Annotated in this window: 17 protein-coding genes and 1 pseudogene; 10 read left to right on the top strand and 8 right to left on the bottom strand. The window is 52.7% G+C overall.

The genetic code is table 11. The annotated features are described in order from the left end of the window. Positions 1–5 precede the first annotated feature (5 nt). The 8 genes from NSP04_RS14555 to NSP04_RS14520 all read left to right on the top strand — a co-directional run bounded on the left by NSP04_RS14555 (position 6) and on the right by NSP04_RS14520 (position 8450). On the top strand, positions 6–866 hold the full coding sequence (locus tag NSP04_RS14555; RefSeq protein WP_257513077.1) for a universal stress protein: 861 nt from the start codon (positions 6–8) through the stop codon (positions 864–866). 301 nt (positions 867–1167) lie between these two features. Further along, positions 1168–2127 (top strand): class I SAM-dependent methyltransferase, encoded by a 960-nt coding sequence (locus NSP04_RS14550; protein ID WP_257513076.1) that lies wholly within the window; start codon positions 1168–1170, stop codon positions 2125–2127. 106 nt (positions 2128–2233) lie between these two features. After that, on the top strand, positions 2234–2680 hold the full coding sequence (locus NSP04_RS14545) for an Lrp/AsnC family transcriptional regulator (protein WP_171099909.1): 447 nt from the start codon (positions 2234–2236) through the stop codon (positions 2678–2680). 365 nt (positions 2681–3045) lie between these two features. Continuing rightward, positions 3046–4137 carry a TRAP transporter substrate-binding protein gene (locus NSP04_RS14540; RefSeq protein ID WP_257513075.1) on the top strand — a complete coding sequence of 364 codons (1092 nt, stop codon included), beginning with the start codon at positions 3046–3048 and terminating at the stop codon, positions 4135–4137. A gap of 15 nt (positions 4138–4152) precedes the next feature. Then, a complete protein-coding gene (locus tag NSP04_RS14535; protein ID WP_257513074.1) occupies positions 4153–4656 on the top strand; it encodes a TRAP transporter small permease subunit in 504 nt (167 codons plus the stop codon). Further along, positions 4656–5978, top strand: coding sequence for a TRAP transporter large permease (locus NSP04_RS14530; protein WP_257513073.1), 1323 nt, complete (start codon positions 4656–4658; stop codon positions 5976–5978). The genes NSP04_RS14535 and NSP04_RS14530 overlap by 1 nt, the downstream gene beginning before the upstream one ends. 17 nt (positions 5979–5995) lie before the next feature. After that, positions 5996–6832: a sulfite exporter TauE/SafE family protein gene (locus NSP04_RS14525; RefSeq protein ID WP_257513072.1), complete on the top strand. Its 837-nt coding sequence runs from the start codon at positions 5996–5998 to the stop codon at positions 6830–6832. Positions 6833–6857: 25 nt separating this feature from the next. After that, entirely contained in the window at positions 6858–8450 is a 1593-nt protein-coding gene (locus NSP04_RS14520; protein ID WP_257513071.1) for a gamma-glutamyltransferase family protein, read from the top strand. A 17-nt stretch (positions 8451–8467) separates the two neighbouring features. On the opposite strand, the gene NSP04_RS14515 is transcribed toward NSP04_RS14520, so the two are convergent. The 5 genes from NSP04_RS14515 to NSP04_RS14495 all read right to left on the bottom strand — a co-directional run bounded on the left by NSP04_RS14515 (position 8468) and on the right by NSP04_RS14495 (position 12913). Then, positions 8468–9400 (bottom strand): hypothetical protein, encoded by a 933-nt coding sequence (locus NSP04_RS14515; protein WP_257513070.1) that lies wholly within the window; start codon positions 9398–9400, stop codon positions 8468–8470. Between the two features lie 3 nt (positions 9401–9403). Further along, the gene (locus NSP04_RS14510) at positions 9404–10141 is read right to left on the bottom strand and encodes a phosphonate ABC transporter ATP-binding protein (protein ID WP_257513069.1); all 738 of its coding nucleotides are present in this window, start codon (positions 10139–10141) and stop codon (positions 9404–9406) included. Next, positions 10138–11019 (bottom strand): phosphonate ABC transporter, permease protein PhnE, encoded by an 882-nt coding sequence (gene phnE / locus NSP04_RS14505; RefSeq protein ID WP_257513068.1) that lies wholly within the window; start codon positions 11017–11019, stop codon positions 10138–10140. Before phnE ends, NSP04_RS14510 begins: the two co-directional genes overlap by 4 nt. An 18-nt stretch (positions 11020–11037) precedes the next feature. After that, positions 11038–11904 (bottom strand): phosphate/phosphite/phosphonate ABC transporter substrate-binding protein, encoded by an 867-nt coding sequence (locus NSP04_RS14500; protein ID WP_257513067.1) that lies wholly within the window; start codon positions 11902–11904, stop codon positions 11038–11040. Positions 11905–11998: 94 nt separating this feature from the next. Further along, complete coding sequence (locus NSP04_RS14495) at positions 11999–12913, bottom strand: VTT domain-containing protein (RefSeq protein WP_257513066.1); 915 nt, start codon at positions 12911–12913, stop codon at positions 11999–12001. Positions 12914–13095: 182 nt separating this feature from the next. Between NSP04_RS14495 and NSP04_RS14490 the strand changes: the two genes are divergently transcribed. Further along, a complete protein-coding gene (locus tag NSP04_RS14490) occupies positions 13096–13380 on the top strand; it encodes a sll1863 family stress response protein (RefSeq protein WP_257513065.1) in 285 nt (94 codons plus the stop codon). Here the strand turns inward: NSP04_RS14490 and NSP04_RS14485 are convergent. Both NSP04_RS14485 and NSP04_RS14480 read right to left on the bottom strand, forming a co-directional pair. After that, positions 13377–14942, bottom strand: a complete 1566-nt coding sequence (locus NSP04_RS14485) for a neutral/alkaline non-lysosomal ceramidase N-terminal domain-containing protein (RefSeq protein WP_257513064.1) — start codon at positions 14940–14942, stop codon at positions 13377–13379. The two genes, NSP04_RS14490 and NSP04_RS14485, sit on opposite strands and share 4 nt — an antisense overlap. 13 nt (positions 14943–14955) lie before the next feature. Next, complete coding sequence (locus NSP04_RS14480; RefSeq protein ID WP_257513063.1) at positions 14956–17397, bottom strand: hypothetical protein; 2442 nt, start codon at positions 17395–17397, stop codon at positions 14956–14958. A 126-nt stretch (positions 17398–17523) separates the two neighbouring features. On the opposite strand from NSP04_RS14480, the gene NSP04_RS14475 reads away from it, so the two are divergent. Continuing rightward, complete coding sequence (locus tag NSP04_RS14475) at positions 17524–18123, top strand: TetR/AcrR family transcriptional regulator (protein WP_257513062.1); 600 nt, start codon at positions 17524–17526, stop codon at positions 18121–18123. Here NSP04_RS14475 and NSP04_RS14470 read toward each other — a convergent pair. Then, positions 18120–19967: pseudogene (locus NSP04_RS14470) on the bottom strand (TonB-dependent receptor); the annotation flags it as partial. The gene NSP04_RS14475 and the pseudogene NSP04_RS14470 sit on opposite strands and share 4 nt — an antisense overlap. Positions 19968–19974: the final 7 nt, after the last annotated feature.

Raw genomic sequence — 19974 nt, 5'->3', positions numbered from 1 at the left:
CGAACATGGATGAACGTAAAATAGTTGCCTGTGTGGACCGCTCGCAATATTCGATTGCAGTGGCCGACTGTGCTAGTTGGGTAGCCAGGCAAATCAAAGCACCTGTTGAATTTCTGCACGTAATTGATCGACACCTTGAACAGGCAGAAGGCGAAGACCACAGCGGTGCGATTGGTTTTGGCGCGCAAGAAAACCTGATGAACAAACTGGTGATGAGCGACAGCGAAAAAACCAAGCTGGCGAAAACCCAAGGGCGGCTGTTTTTGAATGGCCTGCGTGAACGCGCCATTGAAGACGGCGTGGCTCAGGCCGATTCACGCATTCGGCACGGCACTTTGGTGGATTGTCTGCTTGAAATGCAGAACGACACGCGGATTGCAATTATTGGCAGGCGCGGTGAAACCTCGCTTGCATCGAACCGCGACATTGGCCGCACTTTCGAGGCAGCGGTGCGAGCAATTGATGTGCCGGTGCTGGGTGTTCATGAACAGTTCAAAGTGCCTGAAAGGTTTTTGTTTGCCTTCGATGGCAGTGCTGTAAGCAAGCGCGGTGTGCAAACCGTACTGCAAAGCAAATTATTCAAAGGCTTAAAGGGCACGCTGTTAATGTGCGGGGAAAAAACTGCCGGTGGCACAAAACTGCTGGAAGAAGCCGCACAAACCTTGACTGATTCCGGCATTCCAACCGAGTTCAGCCATGTGCAAGGCGATGTGGTTACCCAAATGCTGAATGGCCTGGAAATTCACCAAGCTGACATGCTGGCAATGGGCGCGTACACGCATTCACCACTGCGAAAATTGTTCTTCGGCAGCAAGACCGAAGACATGTTGCGGGCCACCAAGGTACCTGCCTTGCTGTTGCGGTAATTGATCGGCTCAAAAAAATTGACTTGAAGCACTTGTGCTCATTTAAAAATCTAACAACCGCGAAACTTGTCCCATGTAGTTTTTTAGCCTTTGCAACAATTCAAAGCAAGATTCCCCGTACAAGGCGCGAATTCATTTCGACCGCCCCGGGTTAATCGTGGCCAATTACTTATTGAATTTTACTTTTGGAACCAACCTGAACTGATTGGGATTCTTTGTACAACGCCACTGTTGATCAACAACATCGTCAAATTGTTCGCCCACTTCCTTCTACTTCGCCTGGCGGTGAAGTTAAAAACATGTGGGCCTGAAGAGGTTTTTTACTATGCATAAATGTCGCCTGTGCGGTGCGGAAAGTAGCTCGGTCTGGTCTGTGAAAGATGCAAAGATCGCTGAAACCCTTGTCATATTCATGTGCAATACCTGTGCACTGGTACAGCAGGCTAATCTTCCCACCGACGAAGAATTGCACATTTACTACTCGCACAACTATCGGGAAGAATACAAGTCCACCCACCAGCCCAAACCGAAGTACGTACACAGGGCGGGCAAGGCGGCTTTGGACCGGTTGGCAAGAATGCGCAAAGCGGGTATTTCGCCAGGTGCTGCTTTATTGGACATCGGCGCCGGCGGTGGAGAGTTTGTGTACATGGCCCAGCAAGCCGGGTTTGAATCGCGGGGCGTTGAACCCCATCAAGGGTATTCAGAGTTTGCCCGTGACGAGTATGGGGTAAAGATCGATACCTGCCAGATTTCAGACATTGAACACAAGGGCTTCGGCGTGGTGACGATGTTCCATGTACTGGAACATTTGGCACACCCTACGCAGGTAATGATCAAGGTGCATCAAATGTTGAAGGAAGGAGGATATTTTGTCGTTGAGGTCCCCAATATCACGCAGAAAGATGCAAGCCCGCATAATATCTATTTCAAAGCACATTTGTTTTATTACAGCCGCCCAAGTTTGATTGCTGCCGCCAGCCCCTACTTTGATCAAGTCTATGTCGAAGACGAAGGGAATCTGTTCATCGTCTTCAAGCGCAAAGACCATGTGTTGCAGGGGCTGTTAACGCCCTCATTGGTCGACATTAAAGGGGTTACCAAGCGTTTAGACGAAAAAGGATGGAGAGAATACCTGTTTAAAGGGGGTGGCTTGACCAAAGTATTCACCCGAATTCCGAAGGCCTTGAATGAGCACAAAATTAAGCACATGAGATCTAAAGCGATCCTGGATCAAATTCATAAGCTGCCCAATTTCTAAACATTCATGCCGCCATGACTCGACACACTTCATCCGGTCACTCTCAAAAATCTTGAACAGGTACAGCTCTTGCATTGTTCATGGCATAACCACACCGGAAAACGCCATGAACGAACTCGACGCCGCCCTGCTCAGCTTGCTGATCAAAGATTCCCGATTGTCTTTCGCTGACATTGCGCGGCAGCTGGGCTGTTCACGCGCCCATGCCCGGGCACGAGTTCAAGCCTTGCTGGAAGAAGGTACAGTGGAACAATTCACCGCTGTGGTGAACCCCGAAAAGCTGGGCAAGGTCACCAGTACCTTTGTTGATTTGAAGGTGAAAAGCCACGTGATCGAGGCTGTGGCCACTGAATTGGCAGCTCAACCTGAAGTAGCCAGCCTGTACATCATGTCCGATTTACAAAGCCTTCACATTCACACACTGACCGACACGCAAGAAAGCTTTTTGGCCTTTGCGCAAAAATATTTGTTCGGCCAGCCCGACATTATTTCTGTGGAATGCAAGAACTTGCTAAAGCGTGTAAAACATCGCCGGGGTGGCGCGCGTTTGTAGAATGTGCAGTCCCCGTTGTGGTGCAGTGCCACATTTTGGGTCCGTAAATACATTCGATACCAAAGTGCCCCTTTTCAAATCCATCTGCTTCCGATTGATTTTTTCAATGCAGCAATTGCATTCGATTCGACAACAAAAGTAAACAAAATGTATACAAATGGCATGGGCATATGCATGTTACATGCCTCATTGTGGTGTCAAAAACTCAAACCAAGGGTAAACCCTAATTTTAATTTACTTCATATTTTTCAATAGCTTAAGTTACTTTTTAACCTGGCACGCCTTTCGCTAATACAGGGCTGTGACCGGTTGCCATTTGTGCAGCCGGCGAACCCTTTGTTTTCCAAGCAGCAGGAGCGTGTTCCATGACCTCAATTGATCGTCGCAAGTTTATTTCAGGCGCTGCCACCGCAGCAGCAGGTGGTGCAGCCTTGGCCGTACCCGGTGTTGCAAGCGCACAAAATGCCAAGGTCACCATGAAAATGACCAATGCCTACCCACCTGGCTCGCCTTTTTACGTGGCGGGCCCAGGCAGCCCCACCGACTTCTGTAAAAAAGTGGAAGCCATGTCGAATGGTCGCCTGAAAATTCAGCACTTCGCAGCCGGCGAACTGATTCCCGCGCTGGAGGGCTTTGATGCAGTGTCTGCAGGCACTGTTGAAATGAACGCCGCCAATGCCTACTTCTGGTCGGGCAAAGCACCCGCGGCTCAGTACTTCACAACCGTGCCTTTCGGCATGAATACCCAAGGCATGATGGCGTGGCTCTACCACGGCGAAGGTATGAAGTTGTGGCAAGAAGTGTATGCACCCTTCGGCTTGACTGCCATGCCCATGGGCAACACCGGCGTTCAAATGACAGGCTGGTTCCGCAAGCCTGTGGAAACCGTCAAAGACTTTGAGGGTTTGAAGATGCGCATTCCTGGCCTTGCAGGCAAGGTGTACAGCGAGTTGGGTGTGAATGTTCGCTTGCTACCCGGGGGCGAGATTTTTCCCGCACTGGAGCGTGGCGTAATCGACGCTGCCGAATTCGTGGGCCCATTCCAGGATCGCCGCTTGGGGCTACACAAAGCTGCCAAGTTTTACTACACCACTGGCTGGCACGAACCCACCAATGTCACCGAACTGTTGATCAACAAAAAAGCGTGGGACAAGCTGCCCAAAGACCTGCAAATGATGGTGCAAATGGCAGCACAAGCCAGCGTGGTGGAAAGCCTTTCCTGGTCGGAATCGGTGAATGCAGAAGCACTGGAAGACCTGGTGAAAAACCAGGGTGTGAAAGCGCAAGCGCTGCCCAAACCGATTGTGGACAAGTTGAAAGAAGCCACCATGGACACACTGGAAAGCGTGGCCGCTTCCGACCCCTTGGCCAAGAAGGTGCACACCTCGTTCATGGCATTCAAGAAGAAGCATGAATCCTGGGCAGCCCTGAGCGAAAAAACTTTCCTGAACCTTTAATAAGCGATTGTTGTCATGAAGCAAGCCATCCCCAAACTCGAGGCGTTTGTCGAGTTCATTGGGGGGCTTGCACGCCTGTGCGTGCTTGCCCTCGTCGTCCTCGTGGCCGCCAACGTTATTTTGCGTTACCTGTTTTCAATCGGGCCTGTTTCCTTGCAAGAACTGGAATGGCACCTGATCTCCCCCATCGCCCTGTTCGGCCTGGCCTACGCCATGAAACACAAAGCCGATGTACGGGTCGATTTCGTGTATGAGCGTTTTGGCCCCTTGGGCAAAGGCTGGATTGATTTGTTCAGTGCAGTGCTTACCTTTCTGGTGGCGCTGGTGATTGTGTATTTGTCGGTGCCGTATGTGATGCAGTCTTTCGACATGATGGAAGGTTCACCCGACCCCGGTGGCCTGCCCTACCGCTACCTGCTGAAAATATTCCTGCCATTAGGCTTTGGCTTGCTGATGATTCAAGGCATTGCCAACCTGTTGCAGGCTGCTGTGCAAATTAAAGAAGCGAAGGTGGCCTGATGGACAATGAGTGGATTGTGCTGGGCATGATTGCAGGCTTTTTGGGCCTGATGATCATTGGCATTCCAGTGGCCATTGCATTGGCTGTTTCCGGCTTTGTAGCAGGCTATATTGGCTTTGGCCCCATGTTGTTTAATTTGATGCCAGCGCGTTTGTATGGCGTGGTCAGCAACTACACCTTGCTTGCCATTCCATTGTTCGTGTTCATGGGCGTGATGCTTGAAAAAAGCCGCGTGGCTGAAGACATGCTCGACACCATCGGCACTGCCATGGGTGGTTTGAAAGGCGGCATGGGTTTGGCCATTGTGTTGGTGGGCGTGCTCATGGGCGCTTCTACAGGCATTGTAGGTGCCACCGTGGTTACCGTGGGTTTGCTAACGCTACCCACCTTGATGCGCCGTGGTTATGCGCCCAGCGTGGCTTGCGGCACCATTTGTGCCTCAGGCACTTTGGGGCAAATTATTCCGCCGAGTTTGGTGTTGATTTTGCTCTCCGACATCATGGGTGAATCAGTCGGCACGCTGTTCGCAGCCGCCCTCATTCCAGGCTTGGTGTTGGCCGGTATTTACTGCGCTTACCTTATTTTGCTGGGCATGTTCATGCCCAAATTGGTGCCGGCAGTGCCACTGGAAGAACGCCGAAAAATCAACAAAGCCGAGCTGCGCCGCAAGCTGATTCGCGATGTGTTGCCGCCTGTTTTATTGGTGTTTGCCGTGTTGGGCTCAATTGTGGGCGGTATTGCTGCGCCCACAGAGGCGGCATCGATGGGCGCGTTGGGCGCATTGTTGATCGCTGTGGGCTTTGGTCGCATGAACATGCAACTGTTGAAAGACACCATGCACGGCACCTTGACCATTTCAGCCATGGTGTATTTCATTTTGCTGTGCGCACAACCCTTCGCCCTGGCTTTCCGCGGCTTGGGCGGTGAAGATATGGTACACAGCCTGTTTGACATGATTCCTGGTGGTGAAGTGGGCGCCCTGCTGTTTCTGATGGCACTGCTTTTTGTGTTGGGATTCTTCCTGGAATGGATTGAGATTTCCTACATTGCATTGCCCATGTTCTTGCCAGTGTTCATCGGTTACGGCACCGACATGGTTTGGTTGGCCATTCTGATCGCAATGAATTTGCAAATGTCGTTTCTGACACCACCGTTCGGCTGGGCGTTGTTCTTCCTGAAGGGGGTAACCCCACCGGGCATTACCACGCGCGATATTTATGTGGGTGTACTGCCGTTCGTGTTGTTGCAGGCCATGGCAGTGGCAGTCATCTTCGTGTTTCCATCTGTTGCAACCTGGCTTCCCAAAGCCATTGGCTGGTAAAAAAGCAAGGAGCTTTCATGGAATTATTAAGTGGATACTCCCTGCCTTGGCTGGCAGGGCTGGTGGTGGCGCTCGCCGTCACAGGAACCATCGCAGGCCTGCTGGCAGGCCTGCTGGGTGTGGGTGGGGGCATTGTAATTGTGCCGGTGCTGTACCACCTGTTCACGCTGTTGGGCGTGGATGAAAGTGTGAAAATGCATGTGGCTGTGGGCACCTCGCTGGCCACCATCATTCCCACCTCATTCATCTCGGCGAAAAGCCACAAAGCCAAAGGCAATCTGGATGAACCACTGTTTAAAAGCCTGGTGCTGCCCCTGTTCATCGGTGTGATTATTGGCAGCTTTGCAAGCGGCTATGTATCTGGCGATGTGTTGTCAATCGTGTTTGCCAGCATTGCTTTATTGGTGGCTGGCAACATGGCATTTCGCAGCAAAGCAAAACCAGTGGCTGAAAGTTTGCCGCGCAGCCCCTTCAAACAAATCATGGGCATATTCATCGGTGGCTTTTCAACGCTGATGGGCATTGGGGGCGGTACCTTGAGTGTGCCGATTCTGAATGCGTTCAATGTGCCGATGCACAGGGCTGTGGGCACCGCCGCTGCAATCGGAATGGTCATCAGCATTCCCGGCGCAATCGGGTTTTTACTCAATGGCTGGAATGTTGAAAATACGCCACCATTAACCATTGGCTACATCAACCTGATTGGTTTTGCATTGATTGTGCCCATGACCATGTGGATGGCTCCTATTGGCGCGCGCATGGCCAATGCCACCACCGCAGCCCGCCTGAAACTGGCATTTGCATTTTTCCTGTTCATCACCGCCGTGCGTATGTTTTACGGCGTGTTGGGTTAAGCAACAAAAGGGAGTTAAAAGAACAATGATTCACACCAAACGTGCACTGGGCGGCGTATTTGTAGCCCCCCACCATTTGGCGGCACAGGCTGGCCGCGATGTATTGAAAGAGGGCGGCAACGCCGCAGAGGCGATGATCGCCGCTGCCGCTGCAATTGCAGTGGTGTACCCGCACATGAACTCGATTGGCGGCGATGGCTTCTGGCTGCTTAGCGAACCGGGCAAAGCGCCCATTGGCATTGATGCCTGCGGCAAAGCAGCTGCCAAAGCAAGCCGCGCTTTTTATACAGAACAAGGATTCGATGCCATTCCCAACCGGGGGCCCTTGGCTGCACTCACCGCGGCGGGCACTGTGGGCGGTTGGATCAAGGCGCAAGAAATGGCCAAACAATGGGGCGGAAAAATGCCCCTGAACCGTTTGTTGAGCGACGCAGTGGTGCATGCACACCATGGCGTGGCGGTTAGCAGCAGCCAGGAACGTTTAACCCGTGTGAAGTTCGATGAACTTTCCACAGCACCGGGTTTTGCTGAACATTTGTTGATGGATGGCAAAGTGCCTCTAGAAGGCAGCGTATTGAAACAAGGCGCTTTGGGCGACACACTGGCACGCATGGGCCAGGTGGGGCTGGATGATTTTTACCGAGGTGAACTGGCCCAAGCCATGGCAGAGGATTTGACCCGTGTGGGCAGCCCATTGACATTGATTGACCTGAATAATCACCACGCGCAGTTTGTAACCCCCCTGCAAACTGAGCTGAACAACAGCACGATTTACAACATGACACCGCCCACGCAAGGGATGGCCTCGCTGATGATTCTGGGCATGTTTGATACCCTCGGCGTGCAACAAGCCGATGGTTTTGAGTATTTGCACGGCATGGTAGAAAGCACCAAGCAAGCCTTTCTGGTACGCGACCGCTACTGCACCGACCCGGCCTATATGACTGTGAACCCCAACGACTTTTTAAGCCGTGAGGCGCTGGCTGAGCGTGCGAAGAAAATCGACATGCAACGTGCACTGCCCTGGCCGCAAGACCCCTGGCAAGGCGACACCATCTGGATGGGTTGTATTGACAGCGAAGGCCGCACCGCCAGCTTTATTCAAAGTGTATTCTGGGAATTTGGTTCGGGTGTGGTGTGCCCTTCCACGGGTGTGATGTGGCAAAACCGTGGCATCAGTTTTTCATTAAAAGAAGACGCCCTGCACCGCCTTGAGCCGGGTAGAAAACCTTTCCACACACTGAACCCGGCCATGGCCCGTTTCAAAGACGGCCGCAGCATGGTGTACGGCACCATGGGCGGTGAAGGCCAGCCACAAACTCAGGCGGCAGTGTTCAGCCGCTATGGCCTGTTCAACCAACCCCTGCAAGCTTCAGTAACTGCCCCGCGCTGGTTGCTGGGCCGCACCTGGGGCGAACAAAGCACCACCCTGAAGCTGGAAAGCCGATTTGATAAAACACTGGTTCAACAATTGCGCGATGCTGGGCATGTGCTGGAAGTGTTACCTGAAGCGTTCAGCGACACCATGGGCCATGCAGGCGCGGTGGTGCGCCACCCCAACGGCATGATGGAAGGCGCAGCCGACCCGCGTTCGGATGGCTCGGTGGCGTGTGTTTGATTGCGTGTGCTTGGTTATTAAATGCCTTCGCTGATGCGTTTGAAATACGAGGTGTGCGCAGCAGTGCCTTCAGGCCATTGGCTTAGAAAGTACTGCTGCCATGCAGCCTGGTCGAACTGAACGCGCACCTGCTCAACCCACACACCATTCAGTTGTGTCGATTGAAACACCAAAGAACGATTGTTCAAAGGTGTCGTGGAAATGCGGGTAATCAGCCCGTCCAAACCACCGGCTTGATCAAGCGATGTTGCACTGGGCATGCCCGCTGCACCATTGTTGCTAATCAACCCTGTTTGCCCATTGGGCAAAGGCTCATGGTGAAAAGCTGCGCTGCAAGTGTGGCTGCTGGCAAACACATTCACCTGCGCTTTTTCAAACAAAGCAACCCGCCAAGGTGCTTCTTCAGCACGCTTCAAATGTACTGGGTCGAAACGCCAACCTGCCAGTGAATCGCCGTCGCCATGCACCACCGCCACATTCAAACCACCCACGGTGTAACGCGCAAAGAAAGGCTTGTCCAACAACTGCTTCAGTAACTCCGGCTGCTGTTGCGCGGTGCGCTTTAATTCGGTGTGAATGAAATTGGACCGGTCTACTACACCCTGATCAACATTCGCAGGATAAGCACAACCGCAATCGGCCACATCCAAAGGCTCGCCCAGTTCAGCCTCCACATTACCCAATATGCAATCGTGTTGCAGCACGCGCTGGTTGATGTGCGCAAAATCTTCAGGGGATTTGTTGAACCAGTTGAAGTCGCCATTGAAACAAATGCGGACTTCCCCAGTTTCTTGAGCAGCCAAATTCTCAATGGTGTTCAGTGCAAACGCGTTGCCATACAAGCCGCCGACCACATACAGCACATCACACTGCGTTGGCAGTCGCTGTGCAATTTTTGCTGCGCCATACTGGTATCGAATTGGGCAGCTGCGCCCTGCGTTGTCATTCATCGTTCACTCGTACAAATCATCAAGTTGCGTTTGCGTTAACGCATTGCTTGCGCAATCCAGCACCACTTCGCCTGCTTTCAAACCGATTACGCGGTGGCTCAGCAAAGGCACCAAACTCACATTGTGAACCACAGTGATCAGCGTGGAATTTTCACTGGCTTTCACCAGGAGTTCACACACTTCATCAGCCGCTGTCGGATCAAGTGCGGCAGTCGGCTCATCGGCGAGTACCAATTGGGGTTGCTGCATCAACATGCGGGCAATGGCCACTTTCTGCTTTTCGCCACCAGAAAGTTTATCGGCGCGTTTTTCAGCCAAATGCGCCATCCCCACAGCCTTCAAAGCGGCCTGTGCACGCTGTGTTTCCTCAGTGGTAAAAATTCGTGCCCAGCTTCGCAAACGCGGCATGCTGGCCAAGCCACCCACCAACACATTTTCCATGGCGCTTAAGCGGGCCACCAAATGCAGGCCCTGTAAAACCTGCCCCACTTCTGCACGAACAGGGCGCAAATCGCGTTCACGGCGCAAAGGAAAAACAGTGCGCTGGTTCACCACAATGTGCCCCGCCGTGGGTTTTACAAAACCATTCAAACACCGCAGAAGGGTTGATTTTCCTGCGCCATTGCGCCCTAGAATGGCCACCTTTTCACCACGCGCAATCTGAAGTGAATCCACTTTCAAAATGCGTCGCCCGGCAATCACCATTTCAAGGTTTTCGATTTCAATGATGTTGGTGCTCATAACAAGGCCGTCCTAATTCTGCGGCTGATTGCATCAAATGCGGTCACCATCAACACCACCACAATCAGGATGCTGGACAAGCGCCCCCACTGAAACAACGCCACTGCTTCTGAAATCAACAGGCCCAAACCACCGGCACCAATAATGCCCAAAATTGTAGAATCGCGAATATTGTATTCCCACAGGTACAAGTGGCTGCTAACCCATTGCGGCAGCACATTGGGCCACACCGACCAGAAAAAGGTTTGCGAGGGGCTGGCACCCACACCCTTCACTGCTTCAATGGACGCCATGTCGAGTGTTTCAATGGATTCTGCAAACAGCTTGCCGTAAGTGCCAAGGCTGTGAAACGCAATCGCCAGAATACCGGCAGTGGGACCCAGGCCCACAATGCCCACCAACACCAAGCCAAACACCAGCGTGTGAATGGATCGCGATGTATCCAGCACCAAACGCGATAAGGCAGTCAGCAAACGCGGGGCTTTGATGTTCTTGGCGCTGAGCACACCAAAAGGCAAGGCCAGAATGGCCCCCAACAGCGAACCCAATGTGGCAATTTTGAAGGTGGTCCAGGTGGCAAAACCCAACTGCACCAGCCATTGCTTTTCTACTTCTTGCCTGTTCTCGGTGCGCAGCACCGCGCCATCGTCGCTTGTGTATTCATAGGCAGGGTCGCCAAACCATACATCCATAAAACTGGGGCGGGCGAATTCGGTGGCGGTTTTAATAAAATTGGCAACGGGGTTGCGCCCCATTGACAAATCGCCGGCTGTGGCCAAACTGTACACGCAGGCAAACACTATCAGCGCATACAAAAAGACCAGCCCGAAAAAACCGAGCCGGCCTTTTAGGCGCAACTTAAACTGCATCCAGTTCATAAGGGCGTTCCAGCCACCTTACTTGGGCTGCAAGCGGCCAGTGGCCAGCCCTGCGTCACGAATTGGCTTGTAGTAGCTGTTGTCTTTTTTGGCAAAGCCGGTGTAGCGCGGGGGCAGCAAGTTGGGTTGATTCTTCAGTTCAGCACCAATGCCCAACAAGGCCTCTTGCAACTTGGCCACAAAGGCTTTGTCTTCGAACAATTTTGCGCTGACGGCCAATGCGTCGTTGGGCAAGGGGTCGGAAGTCCAGATAATTTTCGAGTCTTCGGCTTTGATGAGACCATCGGCAATCATCGCGTCGCGATTTCGGTTGTAATCTGCGCCAGCATCAATTGCACCCTGGGTAACCTGGGTCTGAATGGCTTGGTGGCTGGTGTTGATTACCTTGGAGAAATAAGTGTCGGGGTTAATACCCTGCTTCTGAAAATAATGGAAAGGAATCAGGTAACCCGATGTAGAACCTTTGTCGCCAAACGCAAAGGTTTTGCCTTTCAAGTCGGCCATGCTTTTGATGCCGCTTTTCGGGTTCGTCACCATGATGCCAAAATATTCTGGCTTGCCTTCGTATTCAATCGTGGCCACGGCTTGCGCTTTCGCTTCATTGTTGGCCAACACATAACCCCATGGGCCCATCAGGGCAATGTCAGTCTCACCATTGGCCAGCGATTTCGCCAAACCTTCCCAACTGCTCACGGTGCGTAGCTTCACCGGCTTGCCCAGTTTCTTCTCAAGGTACTGCGCCAAGGGTGTGTAAGTGGCGTCGTTTTTGTCTTTGTCGGGCTGATACAGGCCAACACCAAACTGAATAATCTCGCTGGCAGCCACAGGCAGGGAAACAAGTGCAAAACTAAAGGCGCCAATCAGGGCTTTGCTCAACAAACGCATGGTCAAGTTCCGTGGTGAAATTAAATGAAGGAAGGTAAAAACGTCGCAAAGCTTATTACGCTAAACAAGCCACAAAGGTTACATGAATTTAATCTCATTTCGCCTTGTTGTTGACCTTATTGCTTTCCAGCCATGCTTCATAACCCCCGTCCATGGCCTTTGCCTGTCGATAACCCTGTTTGCGCAGGCGATCCGCCACATAACTGGCGCTCACGTCATCCGGGCAGGCACACATGGTCACAATCAAATCAGTTTTTGGCCATGCACGCGCTGCGGCCAGGGCGCTTTCTGAATTGGCGGGTAACCATCCGGGCAAAGGCTCGGCATCCTGAACAACGGCAGGCCGAAGATCAAGCAGGCGCAGGTTTGAATGCCCGGCCTTCACCAATTCAAGCACTTCTTCTGCTGGAATTTTCGGCATCTTCAAGCGCGATTGAAATTCATCGCGCCGAGCCAGTTTCCACATTAGCCAAAGACTGCACACCAAGGCAGCCACTACCAACACGATGAACCAGTTGTCTTGCAGCGCTGCGAATGCCGCGTTGACCTGATCTTTAAATAACCAGCCTGCGAGCAAAGCGGCCATCGCCCACAAAAACGCACCCAGCGCAGAGGCCAGGGTGAAGCTGATCAGCGACATTTTGACGGCACCGGCAATGGGTGGTGCTACGGTTGAAAAACCTGGAATGAACTTGGCCACCACCAGTGACCACGGGCCCCACACCCGAAAACGCGACTCGGTTTGGCTGACACACGATTCCGGATTAATCGACAGCTTGCACAAAAGCGACAACACCCGGTAGCCATAAAAACGCCCGGCGATGTACCACGCCCAGTCTGCAACCAAGGAAGCGGAGGTGGCCAACAAGGCAAGCAATAAAATACCCGACCATTCGCCTGACAAACTGGCCGACAAAATCAGGGTGGGAACGGCAGGCACAGGTGCACCCAACTGCTGTAAAAGCACGTTGAAAAACACAAGCACTTCGGTGGTTTCAAACAAAGACATGGGGTTGCGCCAACACAGCCGAGCGACCAATCACTCACAGCCTGAACTTGGCTACATCATAAGCATTTTCCAACCCCAAAAGGCCGGATTAGAGGAAGTCCTCTGCGCGAGTAGGTACTTTATGTCATGAAGAGTTGTTACCCTGATCTTTCCAGTTTCACAACATGAAAGGAGTACACCACATGGCAGACATCGACCACTACAAGGCAAAACTCAACGCCCAGTTGGATGAATGGAAAGCAGATCTGGACAAACTCAAGGCCAAGGCCGATGGCAAATCAGCCGATGCCAAGAAGGAAATGAATGAATCCATCGACGCACTTGAAGCCAAGCTGGCACAAGGTCGATCGAAACTAGAAGAACTGAAAGGTGCCAGCAGCGAAGCATTTGAAAGCCTGAAGGAAGGCGCCAACAGCGCCTGGGACAACATCAAGGACGCTTTCGACAAGGCGAAATCAAAGTTCTAATCAAATAACGGGTCGTAGGCCTGTAAGTTCAGCGCTGGGGTCGTCAAAGGCCCCAGCGACACAGTTTCCTCGTAGAAAGACTGACATTCAAACAAGCCATTGCCGAATTCATCTTCGGTCAAAATATAGCCCAGCGAATTGTGGGTCAGCCCCAGCAACATCATGGGTGAATCGCTGCGTGCGCGAATTGTATCGGCCATGCCTTTTGAGCCCTCGCCAGGAATGGTCACCAATTCCAGCACCTTGCCATCACCCTGACCCAATTGAATTCGGCTAACCGGTGTTTCTGCATACAAAGCCACTTGAGGAAAGTTTTCAAAGCCGGGAATATTGGCAGCCAATTCCTCGCCCAAGGGTGTGAAGTTGTAATAACCATTGAAACTGCGCAATCCACCCGCGCCCACAAACAAAGGATTGGTGACTGGCAAAAATGCAGTGGCATGATTCACCAACATGCCACCTTCTACTTTCTTGCGCTGACCTAGGGCATTCATGGACGCTTGTGCCACAGCAACACCCATGGCATTGGCTCGCTCATAGGGGTCTTCTGCAGCAGGCGCACGGGGCGAAGAATCTGCGATGGCGCCGTTGTAGAACAACACCGTGGAATTGAAGTTCTGTTCCAGCGTGCGAAGGGCACCACCCACCCAGTCAGTGTGAACCAAGCGGTTGCTTGCCCCCAGTACTGTGGGGTGTGCCGAGTAATTCAACACCGAACCCAGTACATCACCCTCGGCGCTTCGGGCTTGCAACACAGTCAATGTGGGGTCTGGCATTCTGGAATCATCCGGATCACAGCGGCGAAAGTTGTTCAATCGTGCCTCGCCTTCCAGCACGGTTTGTGCATAGTCCACATAGGCTGGCTGAAGATTCGCCACCGCCTCGGCAGCAGCCTGTGCCGCTAGCTGGTAAAGCCCGCCCTGCAATACAGGGTCACAGGCCTGGGCGGAATCAGCTTGCTCGCAATTCAACCAGCTTGCGGGCACGCCACCCCACAAACCTTGCAGGTCGGCACCCGAATGCGAATGCGTTTGTGCAAACAACACATTGTTGGGCGGCACGTTGGCAGCTTGCGCAACCGCAGCTTTCAATTTGTTTTGAATCACATTGCCAGCGCCAATGGCATCAATGGTGACAAACACCAAGCGATTCGCCGACTCAGCTTGTTCTTCCAGCACAAACACCCGCACAAAGGTGCCATCGCCAATGCCATTGGCGGGTGGCCCGCCGATGTCGAAGTTCACAATATCTTCCGGACCATTAAACGCAAAACCACCATAACCACCCAAGTTGAATTGCTGCAGCTTGCCGACCACGGGTATGTCGCTGGTCAGTACACCCTGAATTTGTGCCGGGGTGGGGTCAATGTTGCGTTTGGCTGAAGCCGCGCGAAATTCTGAGGTGTCGAGCACACTTGGGTTGCCAGGGGGCGGATCAACAATGATTAGAGGGTCTTCCTCACTGACATCCGTGCGCGAACCATTTACCACGTCATTACCCGAACCAAGGCAGGCGGACAACAAGAGGCAGGCCAGCAAAGCATTCCATTGAACTGTTTTCATTGCGATGCTTCCTTTATTTTAATGACGGGTTAAAGCCGCGCGATGCACACGGCATCCCATTGCACACATCAATCAATGCGCCCTGCTTTTTCAAGAAGGCGGACTTCATGTCCATGTTTTTCTCTTCATTACGCGGGTGGCCATGGGGGTCAGCGCCGTAACCCGAAGTCATGGGTCGATTGTCCAGCGGTGGTGGAGCACTTCCATTGGGGTTTGCAGAACCATCGGCATTTGTCATGGGGCCGCTGTCCCACACGGTTAGTGCGTTGCCTGCATGTGGGTATTTCTTGATACATGGCAAACCAAAATACGGGTGATCATCCGGATGCCTTCGCCCAAAAGAAACGTTGGGGAATTGTTCTTGCTCGGCACGCACTGCGGGGTGCGCCTGCTTCAATACTGCGGGTCCGCGCTGTGCGGAAGGCCCACCCACCACCGCCGGGCATTGCAACGGCGCTTCAATCGTTCTTGCCATGATTTCTGCAGTGTTCATGTACACCTGGTGGTCCGCAAACGCGGGAATCAGCAACACGCGCTTGTTGGGCTGTGTACCCGGCAGTTCCCGTCCCGGCGCAAGGCTCCATGCGTAGCCGTTGTTTTCGCCACGGTCCCACAGCATTTGGATCAGCGAAAGAATGAACTGTTGATCTAGCGAAGCCGGGTAGGCCTGGTAGAAGGCTGGAGCATACGGCGCAAAATCAACGGAGCGCTGCAGCAGGGTGGAATACGCCATGCCCGGCACGCCCAGGGTTGCAGCTTGTATGTCGGGTGAAATGGCAGTGACTGGCCCACCATTGATTCCGCCTTGCGAATTGCCGTCATAAAACAGTTCGCTGCGATCGATCAGGCATTCGCCCTCTTTCTGAAAGGCTGGGTGCGTGCAGAAACCGTTCTCGGAGATCATGGCGCGGCCTAGCATGGTGAAATTCAAAAACCCTTGCTGCAAGCGGTCTGTGAGGCGATTGAAGCCGCTGAAATCGGTCAGCATCAACACAGTGCTGGCGATGTCTCCACCCACGGCATCCCACAGCGGATCGTATTTGCGGTTGTCGTTTTGGTCATCCGGCAAATTGCCGGTAGCAAGCCCCGCCCAATCCACCATGCAGAACAGGAAATTGTGGCGCTCAGCCATCACGCGCACGTTCAAGTCATAAGTATTGCCCTCATCGCGCGAGCCCAGAAGACCATGGCCATAAAGCGATGCCCGCGCGGGCTCGCCCGTGTCCAGATTCTTGCGGGCAATTGAACAAATAAAAGGTACGCTGGCGTTTGGCGTGAGTGGATTGCGCTGCGGTAGCGCAGTCGCTGAGCTGCCGGTAGGTAGCAGCGGGTAATTGTAAGTGCCACCCGACAAACAATTCGGGCTGGTGAGGAAACAGGGCACATCAATGTGACCGCGAATTCGCCGCGCAGTAATTTCACTGGCTGATCCGTTTTCCGGGTTTTCAATGACTGCATCAATGGTGAAGTTCGGCGACTGCCCCGCGGTGGCTTCGATCGATTCATCACGGGCGTGAATTAATCGCTCGGTCAGGTTGCGGCCTGAAGCCACTGTGAAATCCCAAGCCAGGTAAAGGTTTTCCCGTGCAACGCCTGCCATGTCCAACACGCTGAAGATGTTTTCCATCAGCGGCTTGCGTGCATTTTGTGCGGCATTGCCCAAAGGCAAATTATCCCGGTACGCTATGAACACCGCCGAAGGCTCAATGGTGTTGCCCTCGCTGTTCTTCAAATCGCGCAAGGCCACAATGTAACGGCGCCCCGGTTCCAGATTTTTTGCAACCCGAATAATTAATGCAGGGCCCGGGTCAGCATTGGGCAAGTTCAATTGGCCCTGGGTGAGATTCGCATCGAACTCAGCCCAAATCAGTTGCTTTTTCAAGGTCAGTGTGTCAATCAACACAATGGGTTGATGGGGTTGCAAACTGGCTTCGATATTGGTAATGGGCACTGCGCCAGTTTCCTGTAAGTCAAGCCCGGGCACGCGGGTCAATATAGGCTGCCCCGGAGAAAAGCCGTCATTTCGATTCCAGTCAGTGGGGTCAATCGGCTTGCCCAGAATATTTTTGGGCATGGCCAGCAGTTTCAAATTCACCCGCATTTTGGTGTCGGTTTGCGTGTCGGCTGTGGTGAAGTAATTGTTGGGAAACGGGAATAAACAGTATGCGGGGTCGAGCGGATCGCAGCGCTCTGCACCCGCCGGTGCAGCGCCGGTGCCAGCTGGTTCGGTTCGAACAATCGGGTCTTTCGGAAACTGGGGTGGCGGGTCACCCTCACCGTTGTCATCACCGCCATCATCGGGATCTTCCGGGTCTACAGGCGTGTCGGGGTCCTCTTCATTGGGATTGGTAACAGTGGGGCTGGCCGATTCAGGCGAACCTGAGTCGCCCATGCAGCCGCCCAATAGCAAAGCCCAGGCCAATACGATGGCCCCACCCAAGTTTGTCGTCCTCATGTCTCTCTCTTTTTGCGCGGGGTCTTGTGCTCGACCCTTAAGTTACATTACTGTAACTAGAGATTAATTTATGAAGTTGTAATACGTCTAGTGTAGTTTTTCCACTGTAAATTCAATGAGTTAAACATGCTAAAAAAAGTACAAACCCGCATGAAACCTGAGGATCGGGAACGCCAGTTGCTCGAAGTGGCGCAACGCATGTTTGTGGAAAACGGCTACCAGGGCACGGCCATGGAAAACATTGCCAAGGCAGCAGGCGTAACTCGCCCGGTGGTTTACAAACTGTTCGGCAACAAAGACGGCGTCTACCTGGCCTGCCTGAAAAAAGCACGCGAAGTACTCAACATTTACATCATCGAAAATGCACTGAAAGGTGAAGACCTACAAGGTCGATTGCGTGGCGGCATTGAGGGTTACTTTGCATTTGTTGAATGCGAACAGGCCGCTTTTCGTTTTCTTTACGACAGTGGTGCTGCGGTGGCCGGGCCCGCATCCGATGCCGCCAGCCAACTTCGTTTCGATACGGTGAATCGAATCGCACTTCTGCTTGGCGACTTGAAAGGAATTGTTTCAGAGGAAGAAATTGTGGCCACGGCCCACGCCCTTTCAGGCGCAGGCGAGCAACTTGCAAAGTGGTGGCTTACACAACCCCAAGTGCCCAAAGCCATGGTGGTGAACACCATGTTTAACCTGCTTTGGGCGGGATTGGCCAAACTTAAACATTAAAACTCCAGGCTCGTTGTCAAACTGACTGCTCGCTTGCTGCCGAAATAGATATTTCGAAACGAACCTTCGTTGAAGTAGGTTTTGTCGGCGATGTTTTGAACCAGCACACCCACAGTCGCATTCCTTCCTTGCAGTTTGGTTGTGTAGCGCAAACCCACATCCGCGACTGTCCAGGCAGGTAAAAACACCGAGTTGGTCGCATCCAAAGCGCGTTTGCCAGAGTGGCGCACGCCCAGCTGTGCGCTAAGACCTCGAATGCCAGTGGCTTGATCCAGCCACAAGGTGGCCTGCCGTTCGGCAACTCCCTGCGGTACCTTGCCATCATTGGCTGGCGTGCCGGTATTTAACGACTTTGCATCCAGAGCAACCAAACCCGCGTTAAGCCGCCCACCTTTCCAAACCTGGCCTGTGCCAGTCAGTTCCAGGCCACGGTGACGACGTGTTCCGAAATAGCCAAACACATTGCTGGATTGGTCCAGATAACTGAGTGGAACCTCGGTTTCAAACAGTGCCGCTGTGGTGATCAATTCACCATTGAACCATTCAGTTTTCACACCAATTTCAGTTTGCTCGGCAGTGACAGGCTCAAGTTGTTCATTTCGATTGTTTGCACTGCCTGGCGCAGTGCCCCCCTGCTCCAAGCCTTCAAGGTAGCTGGCGTAAATTGAAGTACTCGGCACTGGCATGTAAATCAAAGCCACGGTTGGTGTGGTCACCGTGTCTTCATACACTGTAGGACTAAAGGCTGAGAAAAACTCCACTTCTGATCTGCGCAAACCCAAAAGGGCCTGCCACTGTTCATTGAAAGTAATGAAGTCGGACACAAACACACCTTTGTCACGATTCAAAATGGCCAAACTGGGTTCGCCTGGCACACCATTTGGGTCTGCAATAATCACATGGTTGTAGAGATTCGAGGTACCCACCGTTCTAAAAACGCTGTTACCAAAAACGGCGGCCAGTTTTCTTTGTGTGTAACCTGCAGCCACTTCGTGACGTATCGAACCCCAGGTCAAATCCCCCCTCACCGCAAGTTCCATATTGCGGGAATCGCGCACCTCACCAATCGATTTGTATTCCTGAATGTCAAAATCGCCATTGGGTTGGATGTTCCCAATGTTTGCACTGAAATCATCGCGATACAGGTGCGCATCATTGATCTTGAATGATGCATTCCATTGGGCATTGATTCTGAAGTCGGCTGCAAGTGCATACTCTCGGGTGAGCGTGTCATAAGAAGCCCATGGTTGACCCAGATATCGCGAAGGGTCTACGCCTTGAGGAACCTGACCATTGGTGTCAACCTCAAGCGAGGGTTGTGTCGTTCCCTCACGTTGATCCACCTGTGCATCAAATTGTATGCTCAGTCGATCAGTAGCAAGCCAGTCCAATGCGATCGAAGCGAAACCACGATCTGTTTCGACATCGTCTACAAAGAAATTTTCCTGTCCCCCTGCAGCATTGATTCGAATGCCCAAACGACCGTCTTCGGTCAAAGGCCCACCCACATCGATACCCGGCATGAATGTGCCGAACTCGTCCATCGCAATCTCTGCCTTTCGCTGCCAGGTAGGCGTTGGGCGTTCAGTGACATAGTTAATCGCACCGCCCGGTGCAGCGAAACCTTGTAAAAATCCGCTCAATCCACGCATCACTTCAACGCGCTCGATATTCTCAAAAGGCGTTTTCGCTTGGTTCGCAAACAGCAATCCATTCTTATAATAATTGGTCCAGTTATTCAGGCTCAAACCGCGAATTGAAATGGCATCGTAGTAGCCCACTGCAGAAAATGAGCTGGTCAAGGAAGGATCGAGGCGCACCAGGCTAGCCAGGTTCTTCACACCTGCGTTT

The sequence above is a fragment of the Limnobacter parvus genome (genome assembly GCF_024623725.1).
GTDB lineage: Bacteria > Pseudomonadota > Gammaproteobacteria > Burkholderiales > Burkholderiaceae_B > Limnobacter > Limnobacter parvus.
Note: the sequence above shows the minus strand (reverse complement) of the source record. Positions and strands in the feature narration are given on the sequence as shown.